Raw genomic sequence first — 19,441 nt, forward strand, 5'->3', positions numbered from 1 at the left:
CCTATGTCCGCTGTCGACCATCCGCTGATCGAGCGTTTCATCGAGGCCCTGTGGCTTGAGAAGGGGCTTTCCACCCATACCCAGTCGGCCTATCGCAGTGACCTGGCGTTGCTCAATGGCTGGCTGCAGGCCCGTGGCGTCGAGTTGCAATCGGTCGGCCGCGAAGTGCTGCTCGATCACCTGGCCTGGCGCATGAACGAAGGTTACAAGGCGCGCTCCACGGCGCGGCTGATTTCCGGGATGCGCGGTTTCTACCGCTTTCTGCTGCGCGAGGGGGTGATCGATACCGACCCCACGCTGCAGGTCGACATGCCGCAACTTGGCCGGCCGCTGCCCAAGTCGCTGTCCGAGGCCGATGTCGAGGCGCTGTTGGCGGCGCCGGATCTGGATGACCCCATCGGTCTGCGTGATCGCGCCATGCTCGAGGTGCTGTACGCCTGTGGGCTGCGGGTCAGTGAGCTGATCGGCCTGACCCTCGAACAGGTCAACCTGCGTCAGGGCGTGCTGCGGGTATTCGGCAAGGGCAGCAAGGAGCGCCTGGTGCCGATGGGCGAGGAGGCCATCGGCTGGGTCGAGCGCTATTGCCGCGAGGCGCGGCCGGCGCTGCTGGCGGGGCGGCCTGCGGACGTGCTGTTTCCCAGCCTGCGCGGCGAGCAGATGACCCGGCAGACCTTCTGGCATCGCATCAAGCACCAGGCCAGGGTAGCGGGCATCGCCAAGTCGCTGTCGCCACACACCCTGCGCCATGCCTTCGCCACCCATCTGCTCAACCATGGTGCGGATTTGCGCGTGGTGCAGATGCTGCTCGGCCACAGCGACCTGTCCACCACGCAGATCTACACCCATGTCGCGCGCGCTCGCTTGCAGGCGCTGCATGCCCAGCACCATCCGCGTGGCTGAATTGGCCGGCGCCGGTTCACGCTTTGCGTCTGCCGCCCGCAGTCAGGTGCCCTGGTTATGTTAGTCTCTGTGCTTCCCTCGTCACCCCGTCGCTCGATAGGAGTATCCATGCGTGTGACCCGCATTTTCGCGGCCATGGCCCTTGGTCTGGTCAGTACTCTCGGCCATGCTGCCGACCCGGATCAGGCGATCCGCAAGAACCTGCTGTCGATCCAGCCCGATCTGCCGATCGAGGCTATCGCTGAAAGCCCGATGCCCGGCGTCTACCAGGTGCAGCTCAAGGGTGGGCGTCAGTTGTATGCCAGTGCCGATGGCCAATTCGTGATGCAGGGCTACCTGTTCCAGTTCAAGGACGGCCAGGCCATCAACCTGACCGAGGCTGAAGAAGGCAAAGCCATTGCCAAGCAGATCAACGCCATTCCTGCCAAGGACATGGTGGTGTTCGCGCCCAAGGAGCCCAAGACCCACATCACGGTGTTCACCGATACCGACTGCGCTTACTGCCAGAAACTGCACAGCGAAGTGGGCGAGCTGAACAAGCTCGGCGTCGAGGTGCGTTACCTGGCCTTCCCGCGCCAGGGCATGGGCAGCAAGGGCGCCAAGGACCTGGCCAGCGTGTGGTGCTCGAAGGACCGCCAGGCGGCGATGAACAAGGCCAAGGCCCGCGAATCGATTGCTCAGGCTTCCTGCGACAATCCGGTTGCCCAGCAATATCAGCTTGGGCAGATGATCGGCGTCAATGGCACGCCGGCGATCATTCTGGAAAACGGCAAGATGATCCCTGGCTATCAGCCGGCGGCGCAGCTGGCGAAACTGGCCCTGGAGGCCAAGTGATCCGGCTTGATTGACTATCAGGCAGCCGCTTCGTAATGTGCGGCTCTTTTCCACGGCCGGCGCCCGCGTCGGCCGTTTTACGCAGTGCAGTTGGGAGTCTAGTGTGAATCCGGTCAAAGTAGGCATCTGTGGGCTGGGTACCGTCGGTGGCGGTACCGTGAATGTGCTCAAGCGCAACGCCGAGGAAATCGCGCGTCGTGCCGGGCGTGGCATCGAGGTGGCGCAGATTGCCACCCGTACCCCAAAGCCCCAGTACCAGTCGACCGGCATTACCATGACCGACGATGTCTTCGCGGTAGCCAGCAACCCCGAGATCGATATCGTCGTGGAGCTCATCGGCGGCTACAGCGTCGCCCGTGAGCTGGTGCTCAAGGCCATCGACAACGGCAAGCACGTGGTCACCGCCAACAAGGCGCTGATCGCCGTGCACGGCAACGAGATCTTTGCCCGCGCCCGCGAGAAGGGCGTGATCGTCGCGTTCGAGGCGGCGGTGGCTGGTGGAATTCCAGTGATCAAGGCGATCCGTGAAGGCCTGTCGGCCAACCGTATCAACTGGCTGGCGGGCATCATCAACGGCACCGGCAACTTCATCCTCAGCGAGATGCGCGAGAAGGGTCGCACCTTCGAAGACGTGCTGGCCGAAGCCCAGGCGCTGGGTTACGCCGAAGCCGACCCTACCTTCGACGTAGAAGGTATCGATGCCGCCCACAAGCTGACCATCCTGGCTTCCATCGCCTTTGGCATTCCGCTGCAGTTCGACAAGGCCTACACCGAAGGCATCACCAAGCTGACTACCGCCGACGTCAACTACGCCGAGGCGCTGGGCTACCGCATCAAGCATCTGGGTGTGGCGCGGCGTACCGACGCCGGCATCGAGCTGCGCGTGCACCCGACGCTGATCCCGGCCGATCGCCTGATCGCCAACGTCAACGGCGTGATGAACGCGGTGATGGTCAATGGCGATGCCGCTGGCAGCACGCTGTTCTACGGCGCCGGTGCCGGCATGGAAGCCACCGCCTCGGCGGTGGTGGCCGACCTGGTCGACGTGGTGCGCGCACTGACCACTGACCCGACCAACCGCGTACCGCACCTGGCGTTCCAGCCCGATTCGCTGTCCGATCACCCGATCCTGCCGATCACCGATTGCGAAAGCGCCTACTACCTGCGCATCCATGCCAAGGATCGCCCTGGTGTGCTGGCCCAGGTGGCGAGCATTCTCTCGGAGCGCGGCATCAACATCGAATCGATCATGCAGAAGGAAGTCGAGGAGCAGGACGGCTTGGTGCCGATGATCCTGGTCACCCATCGCGTTGCCGAGCAGCGCATGAACGACGCCATCTCTGCCCTGGAAGCGCTGGCCGACGTCGTCGGCAATGTGGTGCGCATCCGCGTCGAACAACTCAGCTAATTCAGTCGCGCGCCGCGACCCGTTCGCGGCGTGGCGCCCCAAACCGAAGGTTTGCAGACCATGCGCTATATCAGCACCCGCGGCCAGGCACCGGCCCTCAATTTCGAAGACGTCCTGCTGGCTGGCCTGGCCACGGATGGCGGCCTGTACGTGCCAGAAAACCTGCCGCGCTTCACCCAGGAAGAAATCGCCTCCTGGTCCGGCCTGCCGTACCACGAACTGGCCTTCCGGGTGATGCGCCCGTTCGTCACTGGCAGCATCCCGGATGCCGACTTCAAGCAGATCCTCGAAGACACCTATGGCGTGTTCGAGCACTCGGCCGTGGCGCCACTGCGTCAGCTGAACGGCAATGAGTGGGTGCTCGAGCTGTTCCATGGCCCGACCCTGGCGTTCAAGGATTTCGCCCTGCAGCTGCTCGGCCGCCTGCTCGATTACGTGCTGGCCAAGCGCAACGAGCGCGTGGTGATCATGGGCGCCACCAGTGGTGATACCGGCTCGGCGGCCATCGAAGGCTGCAAGGCCTGCGACAACGTCGACATCTTCATCATGCATCCGCACAACCGGGTGTCCGAGGTGCAGCGCCGGCAGATGACCACCATCCTCGGCGACAACATCCATAACATCGCCATCGAGGGCAACTTCGACGACTGCCAGGAGATGGTCAAGGCCAGCTTCGCCGATCAGGGCTTCCTCAAGGGCACGCGCCTGGTGGCGGTCAACTCGATCAACTGGGCGCGGATCATGGCTCAGATCGTCTACTACTTCCATGCTGCCCTGCAGCTGGGCGGGCCGGCGCGTTCGGTGGCCTTCTCGGTGCCGACCGGCAACTTCGGCGACATCTTCGCCGGGTACCTGGCGCGCAACATGGGCCTGCCGGTCAGCCAGCTGATCGTCGCTACCAACCGCAACGACATCCTGCACCGCTTCATGAGCGGCAATCAGTACGCCAAGGGCGACCTGTACCCGACCCTGTCGCCGTCCATGGACATCATGGTGTCGTCGAACTTCGAGCGCCTGCTGTTCGACCTGCACGGTCGCAACGGCCCGTCGATCGCCGCGCTGATGACCGAGTTCCGCCAGACCGGCGGCTTCACCGTCGAAGACGACCGCTGGACCGAGGCACGCAAGTTGTTCGACTCGCTCGCCGTGAGCGATGAGCAGACCTGCCAGACCATCGCCGAGGTGTATGCGGCTACCGGCGAGCTGCTCGACCCGCACACTGCCATCGGTGTACGGGCCGCGCGCGAGTGCCGGCGCAGCCTGGCTGTACCGATGGTGGTGCTGGGCACCGCCCACCCGGTCAAGTTCCCGGAGGCCATCGAGAAGTCCGCCGTGAACCTGTCGCCAGCCCTGCCGGCGCACCTGGCCGATCTGTTCGAGCGTGACGAGCGCTGCACCGTGCTGGCCAATGACCTGGCCACCGTGCAGCAATTCGTTGCCGCGCACGGTAATCGCGGCAAGCCGCTGTAAACGACAGGCTGCAACTTGAAAGGCCGGTCACCGAGAGGTGCCGGCCTTTTGTTTTTAAGGGGCGTCGTGGGCTGGTGCCGAGTCACTTGTGGGAGCGGGCAGGGACGCCCGGTCCATGCCCGCGATTTCGCGCGCATGGCGCTCCGACAAATAGCCGCTCTAATTTGTGGCCTTGTCGGGCTTTACCGCGTATTGATCGCCGCCACCGGCGCCTGCCGGCAAAGCCGCTTGTCGAGCTGGCCGACGTAGGGGTTGCCCCAGCCCATAACGCAGCCGACCAGCTGGTTGCGCTGGCGCTCCCAGTGTTCGGCGGGGTAGGTCTTGTTCCAGGCATTGAACAGTTGGCGGTTCTGTTTCGACAGGCGCAGCTGGTAGCGATCGCTCATGTACAGGTAGGTGCGGGCGATCATGCCGCGCACTTCCTTGCGCGGCATCACCTTGCGCGCCTTGAAGTCCACCACCGTGGGGCAGGCGCCATACTGACTGGGCTTTTGCGGCAGCCAGCCGAAGTCGTAGTTGCTGCGGTCGCCATTGACCTCGCCAATCGCCGGCACCAGGTTGTGCAGATCGGCTTCGGCGCGGCGGTAGACACTGTCGTTCTTGCTGCAGTTCTTGCGCCCGCCGTGCTGCCAGCATTGGCGTTGATGGCCGATCTGCCAGGCCGGGACGATATGCTCCCATTCGATACGCGCGGCGCGGTTGGCGTTCTTGCGTGGCGTGTAGCCGCAGCTTTTCAGGTCGACGCGGTTACCCTTGAAGCTGCAGCCGCAGTAGAACTCCACCGACTGGCGCTCGTAGAGTGTCCAGCCGATCTTCTTGGCCTGGCTGAAACTTTGCGGTGGGGCGGCGAACAGCGACGAGCAGAGGGAGAGGCACAGCAGTGCGAGAAGGCTGCGAAGCGGCATGCGGCTTTCCTAAAAAGTGCCGCATCATACCGGCTCGCCGCGGTTTGCCAAGGCTGGCCCATTGATGGCGTCTATCTACGGGGCGAGCTGTCGCCACTGCGATGCAGTTGGCGGACAACTCTGCCGCTTCTCGTTAGAGTTCATGGGCTGGCCTCTGTCGTCAGCCCCTTCTGCGGTTCTGCAAAAAAGCGCTCAAACGATGTCTTTCATAAAATTACATGTGATGTATTGAGTTATCACATGTGATGATCTAGTCTGAGTTTCATGGAAAACAAATCATCTGCGCACTACCAGCGTCTTTTCCGTCAGCGCCTGCGTGAGCAAGGGCTGGTGAAGAAGGAGGTGTGGATTCTGCCCGAGCATGCCCAGCGGCTCTCGGCGGTCGAAAGGAAACTGCGCCAGCCCCAGCCGGAGCTGGCTTCAATGGAGGAGGGGGTGAGCATGCCTCAGGTTTGGACTGCACAAACGTTGTTCGATGCGCTGTCGGCGACAGAGCCGTTTGCCGATGGCCGCGCGGCCGTCGAGCTGATCCAGGGTGCCGACGCCAGTCTGCACGTGACCATGAAGGAATACGGCGATCTGCCACTGTTCATCGCCGTGTTCGGCGACCAGATCGTGGTCGAGGCGTTGCTCTGGCCGGCCAGCGACGTGCGCGATACCGCCGCCTTCAACGAGGAAGTGCTGCGCAGCCACAAGCTGTTCCCACTGTCCTGCGTGGGGCTCGAAACCCTGCCTGACGGTCAGGCCTGTTACACCATGTTCGGTGCGCTCAGCGCCTCGTCGATCCTGCCTAATGTGGTGTTGGAGATCGAAACGCTGGCGGACAACGTCATCAAGGCCACCGAAGCCTACGAAGACTTTCTCAAGGCCAGTGCATAAGGAGACATGCCCATGAACGTGTGGAGCAAATTGCTGACGGCGCTGCGCGGCGGTGCCAATGAAATGGGTGAGGTGCTGGTCGATGGCCAGGCCCTGCGTATCCTCGATCAGGAAATCCGCGACGCCGATGCCGAGCTGCGCAAATCCAAGGAGGCACTGGCCGAGATCATGGCCAAGCAGAAACTGGCCGCCGAGCGCGCCAGCAAGTCTGCCGCCAAGATTGCCGAGTATGAGCAGTACGCGGTCAAGGCGCTGGAGACCGGCAAGGACGACCTGGCCGCCGAAGTGGCCGGCAAGATCGCCAACCTGGAGGTCGAGCTGGGCAGCGAGCGTGAGCAGGCCGACGCCTATGCGGCCAGCGTGGCCCAGCTGCGCGCGGCGGTCAGCCAGGCGGAAGCCAATATCAAGCGCCTGAAGCAGCAGGTCGATACCGTCAAGGCCACTGAAAGCGTGCAGAAGGCGCAGATGGCCGTGGCCCAGCGTTATGGCGGCTCCCAGGCCAAGCTGCACACCGCGGTCGAGTCGCTGGAGCGCATCAAGCAGCAGCAGGCCGAACGGGCGGCGAAGATGGAAGCGGCGGCCGAGCTGGCCGAGGCGTCCAACCTCGAAGAATCGCTGGATGCCAAGCTGCGCGCTGCCGGTATCGTCGCCGACAAGAGCAGTGCCGACAGCGTGCTGGCGCGCCTCAAGGACAAGGCCAAGCCCTGACAGGGGCTGGCTACGATGCGTCATGAATGGCGGAGCCAGCAGGCTCCGCCAGGTTTTCAGGGATAGGAAATCATGGAAATCTTCCTGCAGGTCTCGCTGGCTTTTCCCACGGTCATCTTCAGCTTCCTGCTGTGCCTGGCGGTGGTGTACTGGGTCATCGTCGCGTTTGGCCTGATCGAGATCGATGTGCTCGACGTCGAAGCCGATTCCGCACTGGAAGGCCCGGCGGCAGCGCTCCTGTCCAAACTCAAGCTGCGTGACATCCCGCTGACCCTGGTGCTGACGCTGCTGTCTTTCTTCGCCTGGTTCATCAGCTACTTCATCGACCTCTGGCTGCTCAGCCTGTTGCCGCTGGACTGGCTGCGTTATCCGCTGGGCGTGGTAATTGCCGTGCTGGCGTTGATGCTCGCCGTAGCGCCCACCCGCCTGCTGTGTGCGCCGCTGCGCCCGCTGTTTCTCAAGCTGGAAGTGACCAGCAGCAAGAGCGTACTCGGCCAGACCGCGGTGGTACGCAGCGGCCGGGTGACCGCCAGCCATGGCGAGGCCGTACTGGAAGACGGCGGTGCCGGGCTGATCCTGCGCGTGCGCGCCGACGAGCAGCTGGGTTTCAAGCGCGGTGACCGTGTCGTTTTACTGGAATACCTGGAGGCGCAGCATGCCTACCGGGTGATAACCGAGGATGAGTTCCGCGGCATCTGAGCCAGCGGTTCCGTTTGTCTCAAAGGAGATTGAGTGCAATGTACAACCTTCCCCCGTCGCTGATCCCCGTGCTGGTCGGGGTCGGCCTGGTCGTCCTGCTGATCGTCGGCCTGCTGGCGCTGTTCAAGGCCTTCTACATCAAGGTTCCCCAGGGCACCGCGCTGATCGTCAACGACATGTCGTCCACGCCCAAGGTGCATTTCACCGGTGCGCTGGTCTACCCGGTCATCCACCTCAAGGAGTTCATGAAGATCTCCCTGATCACCCTGGAGGTCGACCGCCGGGCCAAGGACGGGCTGATCTGCCGCGACAACATGCGCGCCGACATCACCGTGGCCTTCTACCTGCGCGTCAACGAGACCCAGGAAGACGTGCTCAAGGTGGCCAAGGCCATCGGCGTGGAGCGCGCTTCCGACCGTGCGGCGGTCAACGAACTGTTCAACGCCAAATTCTCCGAAGCCCTGAAGACCGTCGGCAAGCAGTTCGATTTCGTCCAGCTGTTCGAGAACCGCCAGGAGTTTCGCGACCGCATCGTCGAGGTGATCGGCAACGACCTCAATGGTTACGTGCTCGAAGACGTGGCCATCGACTACCTGGAGCAGACCTCCAAGGCTTCCCTGGATCCGAGCAACATCCTCGATGCCGAGGGTATCCGCAAGATCACCGAGCTGACCGCGGCGCAGAACGTCATCACCAATGACCTGGAGCGCAACGAGGAGCTGGCGATCAAGAAGAAGAACGTCGAAACCCGCGAGGCGACCCTGGCCCTCGAGCGCCAGCAGGCCGATGCCGAAGCTCGCCAGAAGCGTGAAGTGGAAACCATTCGCGCCCGCGAGGAAGCGGAAACCCTCAAGGTGCGCGAAGAGGAACGCCTCAAGGCCGAACAGGCGCGTATCCAGACCCAGCAGGAGCTGGACATCCGCGCCGAGAATCACCAGCGCGAAGTGGAAGTGGCCCAGCAGAACCGCCAGCGCGCCGTGGTCATCGAAGTGGAGAAGGTCACCCGCGCCAAGGACCTAGAAGTGGTGGCTCGCGAGCGTGAAGTCGAGCTGCAGCGCATCGAGAAGGAAAAGGCGCTGGAAGAAGAGCGCAAGAACATCGCCAGCGTGGTGCGCGAGCGCGTCGCGGTGGAGAAGACCGTGGCCCAGGAAGAAGAACGCATCAAGGAAGTGCGCGAAGTCTCCGAAGCCGAGCGCCTCAAGCAGGTCACCGTGCTCAATGCCCAGGCCGAAGCCGAGCAGGAGCTGGTGCGCCAGGTCAAGCAGGCCGAAGCCGACGAAACCCGTTCCAAGCACAAGGCGGTGGAAATCAACAACCTCGCCCAGGCCGAACTGGAAGCCGCAGCCAAGAGCGCCGAGGCCAAGAAGAAGCTGGCCGAAGGTATCGAAGCCGAGCGCGCCGCGCCTGGCCTGGCCGATGCGCGGGTGCGTGAAGTCACCGCCGCGGCCAAGGAGAAGGAAGGTCTCGCCGAGGCCCGCGTGCAGGCTGAGCGCCTGATCGCCGAAGCCAAGGGCGAGCAGGAGAAGGGCCTGGCCCAGGCACGCGTGACCGAAGCGCAGGCCGCCGCCAAGGAAAAGGATGGCCTGGCCGATGCCAAGGTGCTGGAGGAAAAGCTCGGCGCCCAGGCGCGCGGCGAAGAGCAGCTTGGTGTGGCCAAGGCCAAGGCGACCCAGGATCTGGGTATGGCCGAGGCGCAGGTGCTGCTGGAGCGTCTGAACGCCGAGGCCGAAGGCCTGGGCAAGAAGTTCGGTGCCCTGGATGCGCTCAGCGACAACGCGCGCCAGCACGAAGAGTTCCGCATGCAGCTGGAGAAGAGCTTCGAGGAGGCCATGGCCGCCATCGCCGCCAACAAGGAAATCGCCAAGGATCAGGCCGAGGTGCTGGCCACCGCGCTGGCCAAGGCGAAGATCGAGATCGTCGGTGGCGAAGGCGACTTCTTCAACTCGTTCGCCAAGTCCCTGTCGGTGGGCAAGGCCATCGAAGGCGTGGTCGGCAAGAGCCCGGTGGTGCAGGACGTGCTCGCGCGTCTGCTGCAGGGCCGCGCCGCCGAGGCCAAGCCGGCTGCGGTGAGCGACAGCGACGCGGTGTAAGCGACGGTGCCAGGTGCCAGCCACGTCGGCTGGCGCCTGTAATGCGATTCGGTGCGGGCCGCGCCCGCGCTTTCAGGCCATCAGGCCTGCCCCAACTACAAGGAAAGTGGCATGTCGCAATCTAGAGATCACCTGGAAATGACCTTTCGCAGCATCCAGTGCTTTGCCGATGACGGCCGCCTGGACGCCGCCGAGCTGGGCTCGCTGCTGGATATCGCCGAGCGCGATGGCGTGATCGATGACGACGAGATCCGCGTGCTGACGCGCATCAAACCCGATGAGCTCGACCCCGCGATGCGCGAGAAACTCGCCGAGATCGCCCGCAAGATCGGTGCCTGAGCACCGCCTCATTCGTGTCGGCCCCGTGCATGACGGGGCCTTGCTTGCAGACCGCGCAGATTCAGGAAGACCATGATGTCGGACGCCCAGGCCGAAAACACCCAGCAGGACATTCTCGACAAGGCCGTAGCCGAAGGCGGCGCCTATGAGGTGCTGCACAAGCGCCTGCAGGAGCAGGGATTGCGCCTGCGACAGGGCACCGAAGCGCTCAACGAGCAGCGCTTGCAGGAGTTCGGCAGCAGCCAGATGGAAGTCATTGGCCGGGTGCGCATCCGTACCGAGAACAACTGCATCGCCCGCGACATCGTGCAGGTCGGCGACTGGCTGCTGTTCGGCTACAACGTGTTCATGGGCCTGAAGAAGGAAACCGCGGTTGCCGATGTATTCTCCCTCTATCGCCTGGTCGAGGGCAGCGAGGGCTTTGAAGCCGAAGCGGTCGCCCTGGACGGCACCTTTCTGAGCCAGAGCGGCTTCGTCAACGACTTCAACGAGCTCTACACCTACTACAAGAACACCCGCCTGCTGCAGCTGGCGATCCGCGACGGCAAGCTGCTGGCCAGCTTCCAGATCGGCGAGCGGATCACCGACATCCGCGTGTTCCGCTGGTCGCTGTCGCTCGACGGCAAGGACGTGCGTTACATCGACAACCGTGGCGAGCGCGATATCGCGCTGCCGGCGCCCTTCGATTTCGAGTGGCAGAAAACCACCCGCGAGATGACGGTCAACGGCCGCCATCCGCACCTGAACATCCTCGACACGGTGTTCGTCGAGACGGTCGGCGGCGACCTGACCATCAAGGTCGAGAACAACACCGAGAGCGGCCAGGGCATCTACCGCGAAGAGGTGATGGACAAGACCCAGTCGCTGGACGATGCGCAGATCGAATACGCCGCCTTGGGCAGCCTGATCCTGCTCAAGGTGCTGCCGTACCGAGAGGAGCAGTGGCGCTACCTGGTGTTCAACCGCCTGACCCGCAAGGTCGAGCGCATCGATGCCATCGGTTTGGCCTGCGTACAGTTGCCCGAAGACCACGGCATCATCTTTCCCGGCGGTTACTACCTGCAGAACGGCGAGCACAAGACCTTCGAGCAGTCGATGGCCGGCATGCGCTTCAAGCGCTCGGTGCGTTCGCCCAACGGCGAGGACGTGCAGTACATCTTCTACCACCCGGGCGAAGGCCGGGCGGTGCTGCTGACCTACAACATGGTCACCCGCCAGTTGCAGAACCCGATCTTCGGCCACGGCTATGCGCGCCTGGAAGACGGGCGCATGGTGATCTTCTCCGCCGAGGGCGACGAGCCGACGCGCATCCATCCCATGCAGGTCTGGCAGACACCGTTCGAGAGCGAGGAATACGCCGCCCGCCAACCGGCGCGTAGCGGCTTCTTCGGGCGCATCGGCAATGCCGAGCTGGTGCGCGGGGTGTCCGACCTGTTCAACCTCAGCCGCGAGATCGACAGCCGTGAAGTGTCGGTGGCGCGCTACAGCCTGCTGTGCCAGAACACCCGCCGGCTGTTCGACATCTACCACTGGCTGAGCGACCCGCAATGCGCCGAGCTGGCGCCGCTGCTGCGCGAAATCGCTGCCACCGGCGAGCTGGTGCTCGACGAGTTCGAGAAGGTCGAGAGCATTCGCCAGCAGTCCGCCGCGGCCATGGCCGAGGCCGAAAGCCGGCAGAAGGCGCTGCTCGAAAGCGTGCGCTCGGACACCTGGGACAAGGTCGAGCAATACGTCGACGCGCTCAATGCGATCACCGCCCAGCGTGGCCAGTTGCTGACCATCCGCGACTACCGCTACATCGACGTGGCGCGCATCGATGCCATGGAAACCGCGCTGCTCGAGGCTCGCGAGCAGACTGCCGCAGCCACCTCGCGCTTTCTCGCCGGCGATGCCGCGCTGCAGCCCTATCACCACGATCTGCAGGTCTTCGACGAGCAGGCGCAGAAGGCCGAGAGCGTCGCCCAGCTGGCCGAGCCGCTGGCTGGCCTCAACGAGATGGCCGGCAACCTGGACATGCTCTCCGGGTTGATGGCCTCGTTGCAGATCGACGACGCCACCGAACGCACCCGTATCGTCGATGCCATTTCCGAGGTGTACGCCAAGCTCAACCAGGCCAAGGCCCGCGCCGAGCAGCGCCGCAAGGGCCTGGGATCGGCGGAAACCGTTGCGCAGTTCGGTGCCCAGTTCAAGCTGTTCAGCCAGAGCATCACCAACGCCCTGGCGCTGGCCCAGGATCCCGAGCGCTGCGACGAGCAGCTGTCGCGCCTGCTGGTGCAGCTCGAGGAGCTGGAGAGCCAGTTCGGCGATCACGAGCAGTTTCTCGGTGACATCCTGGCCAAGCGCGAGGAGTTGCTGGAAACCTTCGAGGCGCACAAGCAGAGCCTGCTCGACGAACGCCAGCGCAAGGCCCAGGGCCTGCTCGACGCCGCGCGGCGGATTCTCGACAGCCTCGGCCGGCGTACCGCCAAGTTTACCGAGGCCCAGGAACTCAACGCCTTTTTCGCCGCCGACCCGCTGATTCTCAAGCTGCGTGAGCTGGCCGAGCGCCTGCGCGAGCTCAAGGACAGCGTCAAGGCCGATGACGTCGAAGCGCGCCTCAAGGCCGCCCGTGATCAGGCGGTGCGTGCGCTGCGCGACAAGAGCGAACTGTTCGAGGCCGGTGGCGACGTCATCAAGCTGGGGCCGCGCCACCGTTTTGCGGTCAACACCCAGGAACTCGACCTGACCCTGTTGCCGCGTGGCGACGGCTTGTTCCTGCACCTGACCGGCACCGACTTCCTCGAGCCACTGCACGATGCCCAGCTCGAGGGCCTGCGCGATTACTGGCAGGTGAGCCTGGAGTCCGAATCGGCCGCGCTGTATCGCGGCGAATACCTGGCGGGGCTGGTGCTCGACGCCGCGGTACGCACTACCGATGGCCTGAGCCTGGATCAGCTCAAAGCGCACATGAGCCAGCCGGATGAGCTGCTCAAGCGTATTCGCGAGTTCGCCGCGCCGCGTTACAAGGAGGGTTACCAGAAAGGCATCCACGACCAGGACGCCATGGCCATCCTGCTGCGCTTGCTGGCGCTGCGCGAGGCGGCCGGCCTGCTCACCTATTCACCACGAGCGCGTGGCCTGGCGCTGTTCTTCTGGAGCCGCTGGCGCGAAGACATGGACGCCGCCCACTGGCCGGAGCGGGCGCGCACCTGTGCCAACATCCGCCAACTGTTCGGTCGCGACGATGGCATCCGCCAGTTGCAGGGCGAAGTGCTCAAGGCGCTGCAGAGCTTTCTGGCCCGCCACCCTATGCCCTTCGAGCCGGCCCTGCAGCGTGAGGCCGCCGAATACCTGGTCGAGGAGCTGGCCGCGCCGCGCATCGAGTTCGTGGTCAGCAAGTACGCCCGCGACCTGTTCGATGGCCTGCGTCAGCATCTGGAAGCCGCCCATATGTGGGAGGGCTACCTGCAGGCACAGGAACGTCTGCGCGGCCGCCCGGAGCAGCGCTGGGCGCTGGCCGAGAACTGGCTGCAGGCCTATTGTGCGCAGCAGGGCCAGGAGCACCTCGACGCCTATGTGCCGGAGGCCGTGGCCCTTGGGCTGATCGACAGCGACCTGTCGCTGCGGGTCACCGAGGCGGACCTGCAGGTGCGCGTCGAGGGGCTGCTCGGTGATCACCCGCGCATTCAGGACGGCACCCTGAATTTTGCCCTGCACGATTTCTTCCAGCGTCTGCGCCACCACCGCGAGACCTTCCTGCCCGAGCTGCAGCGTTACCAGAGCCTGCGCCAGGAGGTGGTCAACCGCGAGCGCACGGCGCTGCGCCTGAGCGAGTTCAAGCCGCGGCCGCTGTCGTCGTTCGTGCGCAACAAGCTGATCAACGACGTGTACCTGGGCTTTATCGGCGACAACCTGGCCAAGCAGATGGGCACCGCCGGCGAGAACAAGCGCACCGACCTGATGGGCCTGTTGATGCTGATCTCGCCGCCCGGCTACGGCAAGACCACGCTGATGGAGTACGTGGCCCATCGCCTGGGCCTGATCTTCATGAAGATCAACGGCCCGGCCCTCGGCCACGAGGTGCGCTCCATCGACCCGGCCCAGGCGCCGGATGCCACCTCGCGCCAGGAGCTGGAAAAGCTCAATCTGGCGCTGGAAATGGGCAACAACGTGATGCTCTATGTCGATGACATCCAGCACACCCACCCGGAATTCCTGCAGAAATTCATCTCCCTGTGCGACGGTACGCGGCGCATCGAGGGCGTGTGGAAGGGCAAGACCAAGACCTACGACATGCGCGGCAAGAAGTTCTGCGTGGTGATGAGCGGCAACCCGTACACCGAGTCAGGTGATGTGTTCAAGATCCCCGACATGCTCGCCAACCGTGCCGACATCTACAACCTGGGCGACACCCTGGGCGGCATGCAGGAAGCCTTCGCGCTGTCCTACATCGAGAACAGCCTGACTTCCAGCCCGGTGCTGACGCCGCTGGCTACCCGCGACATGGCCGACGTCTACCGCTTCGTCGCCAAGGCCGAAGGCAAGCCATTCTCCGCCAACGAGCTGTCGCACAGCTACAGCGGCGCCGAGATCAACGAAATCGTCGCCACTCTGCAGCGCCTGATGCAGGTGCGCGACGTGGTCGGCCGGGTCAACCAGCAATACATCGTCAGTGCCGCCCAGGCCGACAGCTACCGCACCGAGCCACCGTTCAAGTTGCAGGGCAGCTACCGCAACATGAACAAGATGGCCGAGAAGATCAGCTCGGTAATGAATGACGCCGAGCTGCTGCAACTGATCGCCGACCACTACCAGGGCGAGTCGCAGCTACTTACCACCGGCGCCGAGGAAAACCTGCTCAAGCTCGCCGAACTGCGTGGCAACCAGACGCCCGAGCAACTGGAGCGCTGGACGCAGATCAAGCGCGACTTCATGCGCAACAAGGCCATGGGCGGCAGCGACTCGGACGTCGGCGCCCGTGTGGTGGCGCAGCTCAATGACCTGGTCGAGGGCGTGCGCGGCCTGGCTCGCAGCGAGCCGGCTGCACCAGCGCCTGCCGCCGTGCCCTGGCAGGAGCTGCTGGCTGGCCTCGAGCGTCTGCGCGAAGTGCAGCCGAAGGTGGAGGTGGCCGTGCAGGCGCAACCGCAGCCTGGCGTGCAGGCGCTGCTCGAACGGCTCGCTGATGGCCTGCAGGATGGCGTGGTGCCGCTGATCAATGCCATGGACAAGAAGATCGACATCGACCTGGGCACCCACAAGCGCATGGGCGACATGGCCCAACAGCTGCGGGAGATCGCCCGAATGATGGGGCAGGGTGGCGAGACGCCGTGACGCTCTGGCTGTTACCACGCCTGAAGCTGCTGTTCGGCATCGCCGCGCTGATGGTCGTGCTGCAGCTGATCAACAGCCTGGATGGTTACAGCCTCAATCGCTTCGGGCTGATCCCGCGCGAGGTGCAGGCGTTGCCGGGCATCGCCCTGGCGCCCTGGTTGCACGGCAGCTGGCTGCACCTGTTCGGCAACCTCAGCGGCTTCATGGTGCTGGGCGCCCTGGCGCTGCTGGAGTCGCGGGGCGAATTCATCCGCGCCAGCCTGTTCATCATCGTCGTCAGTGGCGTGCTGGTCTGGCTGTTCGGGCGCACCGGCATCCATGTCGGCTCCAGCGGCTGGCTGTTCGGTTTGTGGGGGCTGTTGCTGGGCCGCGCCTGGTTTCGCCGCAGCCTTGCCGACCTGCTGTTGGCGGCCCTGGCTCTGGTGCTGTACGGCGGTTTTTTCTACGGCCTGCTGCCCCAGCAGGGCGTTTCGTTCGAATACCACCTGGCCGGCGCACTGTGCGGCGGCCTGTACGCCTCATGGCAACGCGGCGGCCAGAAACGTCGCACTCGAAAACGGACTCGACAGGGTTAAAAATGGACTTCAATCGCCTCGATCAACACCTGCGTGACAGCCTAGCCGACCTCAGGCTCAGCAACGAGGAGCGCGACGAGCTGCGCGAACTGGGCAACGACCTGACGCCCGACCAGGTGCGCTACATGCGCAACCGCGCCTTCGATCTGGTGCGCGAACTGATCACCGACCCGGACAACGCCGTGTCGGCCCTGAAATGGCTGGAGCAGGTGATCAAGACGTTGGAGGTGCGCTGCTCACCGATACGTGGCCAGAGCAGTGCGCATTTCAGCCCTGGCGAAAGCTGCCGCCAGCGCATCCGCGATCTGTGCCGCCAGGCCAAAGAGTCGGTGGATGTGTGCGTGTTCGCCATCTCCGACGACCAGCTCAGCGACGAGCTGATCGCGGTGCACCGCCGCGGCCTTGCCGTGCGCATCATCAGCGACAGCGAAAAGCGCTTCGACGTCGGTAGCGACATCCAGCAACTGATCGATGCCGGCGTGCCGCTGCGCATCGACAACAGCCCGTTTCACATGCACCACAAGTTCGCGCTGTTCGATGGCCGCCTGCTGCTCAACGGCAGCTTCAACTGGACGCGCAGCGCCAGCACCAGCAACGAGGAGAACCTGCTGGTGACCGACGATCCCCACCTGGTCGCCGAATACCGCCGCGAGTTCGAGATGCTTTGGGCGCGCTACCGCCCCAGTTGATCGCTCAACGGCGCAGCGCTGGTAGAAACGCCAGCAGGCCGGCGGGTAGCTGACGACGCAGGGCGTTGCTCATGGCCTCCCGGCGCTTCTGGTAGAGCAGGCCAAGGCCCATCACGCCGAGGCCGATCAGGCTGACCACCACCGGGAACAGCAGCGAATCCTCGAACACGTCGTGGGCCAGGTAGCCGAGATAGCCGGCTACGCCCAGGGCGCCGAAGACCATGAACAGCGGGCGGCGCAGCAGCACCGCAAGGCCGATCAGGCCCAGGTTGATCAGGCAGTACAGCAGCTTGCCAAACTCGCTGCCGCTGTCCATCAGGCTCAGGCCGCCCCAGAAGGCGGTCAGCCCGGCCAGATAACCCCAGAAGGCGAAATCCTGTTTGCTGCGCCCGTCCACCAGCAGGCTGGCGAGCAGGATCAGCAGGCCGAACCACAGCGACACCTCGCGGCGCTGCTCCCAGCTGAAATATTCACCATGCAGCAGTTCGCTCAGATCCATCGACATGAACCACAACGCCACGGCGATCGGCATGACGATGAACGGGAAGGGCAGCAGGCGCAGTACCAGCAGGCCGACCAGCACGGTCGCCACTTCCATCACCAGCCAGCCACCCTGGACGTAGCGGTAGTAGTCGACGTAGTCCGACTGGGCGTCGTCCATGGGCCAGATGCCGAACAGCCGTTGCCCGGCGAACACCACCAGCGGTGTGAGGCTCACTGCCACCGCGCCCAGCAGGCCGCCGGGAATCGCCTGGCCACGCTGCCACAGGCTGCGCCCGCCGAGCAGGAACAGCAGCAGGTAGGCCGAACTGATCACCAGCAGCGCCGCGTCGCCGATGCTCATCCAGGCTTCGGTCATCAGCCAGCCCATGGCGCCCATGATCAGCAGCGCGCCAAAGTAATAGGCGATGTGCGAGAGCTGGAAGCTGGGGCGTTCGCTAGGCGCCTGGCGCAGAAAATCCAGCAGCGCCTGATCCTGGCCCGGCTGCAGAACGCCGGCCTGTACGGCACGCTGCAGGTCGCTGCTGTCGATCTTGAGTGTCATGAACGAATCCCTGTTATGGCAACGCCCTGTCGGGCGTTGCCATAACAGGGCGCTGGATGATCAAGCGGGGCGGTTGGCCAGGCGCTGCGCCTGGCGTTGTCGAGCAGCAGCGGTGGCTCTCAGGGTTTGCGCGGCACCGGCTTGAGCAGTTCGTCCGGGGGCATCTCGCACTGGATCTTGCGGCCGATCAGTTCTTCGATCGGCGGCAGGGCGAAGGCATCGTCCTCGCCGGCAAAGCTGATCGAGGTGCCGCTGCTGCCGGCGCGGCCGGTACGACCGATGCGGTGCACGTAGTCGTCCGGATCTTCCGGCAGGGTGAAATTGATCACGTGGCTGATGCCGTCGACGTGGATGCCGCGGCCGGCCACGTCGGTGGCGACCATGACGCGGATCTTGCCCTCGCGAAACCCTTCCAGGGCACGGATGCGCTTGTGCTGGGGAATGTCGCCGGACATCTGCACCGCGCTGATGCCGTCACGGGTCAGGCGCTCTTCGATGCGCCGCACCTCGTCCTTGCGGTTGGCGAAGACCATCACCCGAGTCCAGTCGTTCTGGGTGATCAGGTTGTAGAGCAGCTTGTACTTGTCCGCCGAGGCGACGGCGTAGACGTGCTGTTCCACCGTGTCGCTGGCGACGTTTTCCGGCTCGATCTCGACGATGGCCGGATTGGTGGTCCACTGCTTGGCCAGGTTCATCACATCTTCGGTGAAGGTGGCCGAGAACAACAGGGTCTGGCGCTCGCCCTTCATCGGCGTCTGGCGGATGATCTGCCGCACCTGGGGAATGAAGCCCATGTCGAGCATGCGGTCGGCTTCGTCGAGCACCATCACCTCGACCATGTCCAGATGCACTTCACCACGCTGGTTGAAGTCCAGCAGGCGACCCGGGGTGGCCACCAGGATGTCGCAGAAGCGCGACTCGAGCTGCTTAAGCTGCTTGTCGAAGTCCATGCCGCCAACGAAGCTCATCACGTTCAGGTCGCAGTACTTGGTCAGCTCCTGCGCGTCCTTGGCGATCTGCACCACCAGCTCGCGGGTCGGCGCGATGATCAGCGCGCGCGGCTCGCCCATGTAGCGATCCTTGGGCGGCGGCGTCTGCTGTAGCTGGGTGATGATCGAGATCAGGAACGCCGCGGTCTTGCCGGTACCGGTCTGGGCGCGGCCGATGGCGTCCTGGCCCTTGAGGGTGTAGCCCAGTACGCCGGCCTGGATCGGCGTGCAGTACGGGAAGCCCAGGTCGTGGATGGCATGCATCAGCTGCGGCGACAGCTTGAAGTCGTGGAAGCGGGTCTTGCCGGGGGCTGGTTCGACCTTGAAGTCCTCGAGCGTCCAGGTGTCGACCGGCTTGGGCGCGCGTTCGCGGCGGGGCCTGGCGGCTTTGCTCGGCGGCTTCTGCTCGCGGCTGGCAGGCTCTTTCGGCGGGCGCGGCTGGCGCTCCTCACGAGGCGCGGCGGCAGGGGGCGATGCGGCTTCGAAGGTCGGGGAGACTGAGCTGTGTGGCTCATTTTCGGCTTTGCCGAATATTTTTTTGAGTGCTTTGAGCACGGTCATCTCGTCGATTGATTAAGGAATGAACGCCAGCCAGTGTAAA

Annotated in this window: 15 protein-coding genes; 12 read left to right on the forward strand and 3 right to left on the reverse strand. The window is 64.3% G+C overall.

The window, feature by feature from the left end; all coding sequences use genetic code 11:
- The first annotated feature begins 3 nt into the window (after positions 1–3).
- The 4 genes from xerD to thrC all read left to right on the forward strand — a co-directional run bounded on the left by xerD (position 4) and on the right by thrC (position 4,612).
- A complete protein-coding gene (gene xerD / locus BM154_RS09385; protein WP_074882602.1) occupies positions 4–900 on the forward strand; it encodes a site-specific tyrosine recombinase XerD in 897 nt (298 codons plus the stop codon).
- Between the two features lie 108 nt (positions 901–1,008).
- A complete protein-coding gene (locus BM154_RS09390; RefSeq protein WP_074882603.1) occupies positions 1,009–1,734 on the forward strand; it encodes a thioredoxin fold domain-containing protein in 726 nt (241 codons plus the stop codon).
- Between the two features lie 103 nt (positions 1,735–1,837).
- Entirely contained in the window at positions 1,838–3,142 is a 1,305-nt protein-coding gene (locus BM154_RS09395; RefSeq protein ID WP_074882604.1) for a homoserine dehydrogenase, read from the forward strand.
- Between the two features lie 60 nt (positions 3,143–3,202).
- The gene (gene thrC, locus BM154_RS09400; RefSeq protein WP_074882605.1) at positions 3,203–4,612 is read left to right on the forward strand and encodes a threonine synthase; all 1,410 of its coding nucleotides are present in this window, start codon (positions 3,203–3,205) and stop codon (positions 4,610–4,612) included.
- 182 nt (positions 4,613–4,794) lie between these two features.
- Here thrC and BM154_RS09405 read toward each other — a convergent pair whose 3' ends face one another.
- Positions 4,795–5,517, reverse strand: coding sequence for an endonuclease (locus BM154_RS09405; protein ID WP_074882606.1), 723 nt, complete (start codon positions 5,515–5,517; stop codon positions 4,795–4,797).
- A 264-nt stretch (positions 5,518–5,781) separates the two neighbouring features.
- Here BM154_RS09405 and bacA point away from each other — a divergent pair, with 264 nt between their 5' ends.
- The 8 genes from bacA (at position 5,782) to BM154_RS09445 (ending at position 16,806) form a co-directional block, all read left to right on the forward strand.
- Positions 5,782–6,396: a biofilm formation regulator BacA gene (bacA, locus tag BM154_RS09410; RefSeq protein ID WP_013790160.1), complete on the forward strand. Its 615-nt coding sequence runs from the start codon at positions 5,782–5,784 to the stop codon at positions 6,394–6,396.
- 12 nt (positions 6,397–6,408) lie between these two features.
- Positions 6,409–7,104 carry a PspA/IM30 family protein gene (locus tag BM154_RS09415; RefSeq protein WP_074882607.1) on the forward strand — a complete coding sequence of 232 codons (696 nt, stop codon included), beginning with the start codon at positions 6,409–6,411 and terminating at the stop codon, positions 7,102–7,104.
- Between the two features lie 72 nt (positions 7,105–7,176).
- Entirely contained in the window at positions 7,177–7,803 is a 627-nt protein-coding gene (locus BM154_RS09420; RefSeq protein WP_074882608.1) for an OB-fold-containig protein, read from the forward strand.
- Positions 7,804–7,841: 38 nt separating this feature from the next.
- A complete protein-coding gene (locus BM154_RS09425; RefSeq protein ID WP_074882609.1) occupies positions 7,842–9,893 on the forward strand; it encodes a flotillin family protein in 2,052 nt (683 codons plus the stop codon).
- A 111-nt stretch (positions 9,894–10,004) separates the two neighbouring features.
- The gene (locus BM154_RS09430) at positions 10,005–10,232 is read left to right on the forward strand and encodes a hypothetical protein (protein WP_074882610.1); all 228 of its coding nucleotides are present in this window, start codon (positions 10,005–10,007) and stop codon (positions 10,230–10,232) included.
- A gap of 75 nt (positions 10,233–10,307) precedes the next feature.
- Complete coding sequence (locus BM154_RS09435) at positions 10,308–15,542, forward strand: DNA repair ATPase (RefSeq protein WP_074882611.1); 5,235 nt, start codon at positions 10,308–10,310, stop codon at positions 15,540–15,542.
- Positions 15,539–16,117 carry a rhomboid family intramembrane serine protease gene (locus BM154_RS09440; RefSeq protein WP_139225425.1) on the forward strand — a complete coding sequence of 193 codons (579 nt, stop codon included), beginning with the start codon at positions 15,539–15,541 and terminating at the stop codon, positions 16,115–16,117. The genes BM154_RS09435 and BM154_RS09440 overlap by 4 nt, the downstream gene beginning before the upstream one ends.
- Positions 16,118–16,119: 2 nt before the next feature.
- Entirely contained in the window at positions 16,120–16,806 is a 687-nt protein-coding gene (locus BM154_RS09445) for a phospholipase D-like domain-containing protein (RefSeq protein ID WP_074882612.1), read from the forward strand.
- 4 nt (positions 16,807–16,810) lie between these two features.
- Here the strand turns inward: BM154_RS09445 and BM154_RS09450 are convergent, their stop codons facing one another.
- Both BM154_RS09450 and rhlB read right to left on the reverse strand, forming a co-directional pair.
- Positions 16,811–17,851 (reverse strand): DUF2157 domain-containing protein, encoded by a 1,041-nt coding sequence (locus tag BM154_RS09450; protein WP_074882613.1) that lies wholly within the window; start codon positions 17,849–17,851, stop codon positions 16,811–16,813.
- A gap of 119 nt (positions 17,852–17,970) precedes the next feature.
- A complete protein-coding gene (gene rhlB, locus BM154_RS09455; RefSeq protein ID WP_074885237.1) occupies positions 17,971–19,395 on the reverse strand; it encodes an ATP-dependent RNA helicase RhlB in 1,425 nt (474 codons plus the stop codon).
- Positions 19,396–19,441: the final 46 nt, after the last annotated feature.

Origin of the sequence: Phytopseudomonas argentinensis (assembly GCF_900113905.1) — a bacterium.
Classification (GTDB): Bacteria; Pseudomonadota; Gammaproteobacteria; order Pseudomonadales; family Pseudomonadaceae; genus Aquipseudomonas; species Aquipseudomonas argentinensis.

Bases quoted from the DNA above. Each gene is read 5' to 3' on its own strand.
- xerD (WP_074882602.1), top strand. From the start codon at position 4: ATGTCCGCTGTCGACCATCCGCTGATCGAGCGTTTCATCGAGGCCCTG.
- BM154_RS09390 (WP_074882603.1), top strand. From the start codon at position 1,009: ATGCGTGTGACCCGCATTTTCGCGGCCATGGCCCTTGGTCTGGTCAGT.
- thrC (WP_074882605.1), top strand. From the start codon at position 3,203: ATGCGCTATATCAGCACCCGCGGCCAGGCACCGGCCCTCAATTTCGAA.
- BM154_RS09405 (WP_074882606.1), bottom strand. From the start codon at position 5,517: ATGCCGCTTCGCAGCCTTCTCGCACTGCTGTGCCTCTCCCTCTGCTCG.
- bacA (WP_013790160.1), top strand. From the start codon at position 5,782: ATGGAAAACAAATCATCTGCGCACTACCAGCGTCTTTTCCGTCAGCGC.
- BM154_RS09415 (WP_074882607.1), top strand. From the start codon at position 6,409: ATGAACGTGTGGAGCAAATTGCTGACGGCGCTGCGCGGCGGTGCCAAT.
- BM154_RS09420 (WP_074882608.1), top strand. From the start codon at position 7,177: ATGGAAATCTTCCTGCAGGTCTCGCTGGCTTTTCCCACGGTCATCTTC.
- BM154_RS09425 (WP_074882609.1), top strand. From the start codon at position 7,842: ATGTACAACCTTCCCCCGTCGCTGATCCCCGTGCTGGTCGGGGTCGGC.
- BM154_RS09430 (WP_074882610.1), top strand. From the start codon at position 10,005: ATGTCGCAATCTAGAGATCACCTGGAAATGACCTTTCGCAGCATCCAG.
- BM154_RS09435 (WP_074882611.1), top strand. From the start codon at position 10,308: ATGTCGGACGCCCAGGCCGAAAACACCCAGCAGGACATTCTCGACAAG.
- BM154_RS09445 (WP_074882612.1), top strand. From the start codon at position 16,120: ATGGACTTCAATCGCCTCGATCAACACCTGCGTGACAGCCTAGCCGAC.
- BM154_RS09450 (WP_074882613.1), bottom strand. From the start codon at position 17,851: ATGACACTCAAGATCGACAGCAGCGACCTGCAGCGTGCCGTACAGGCC.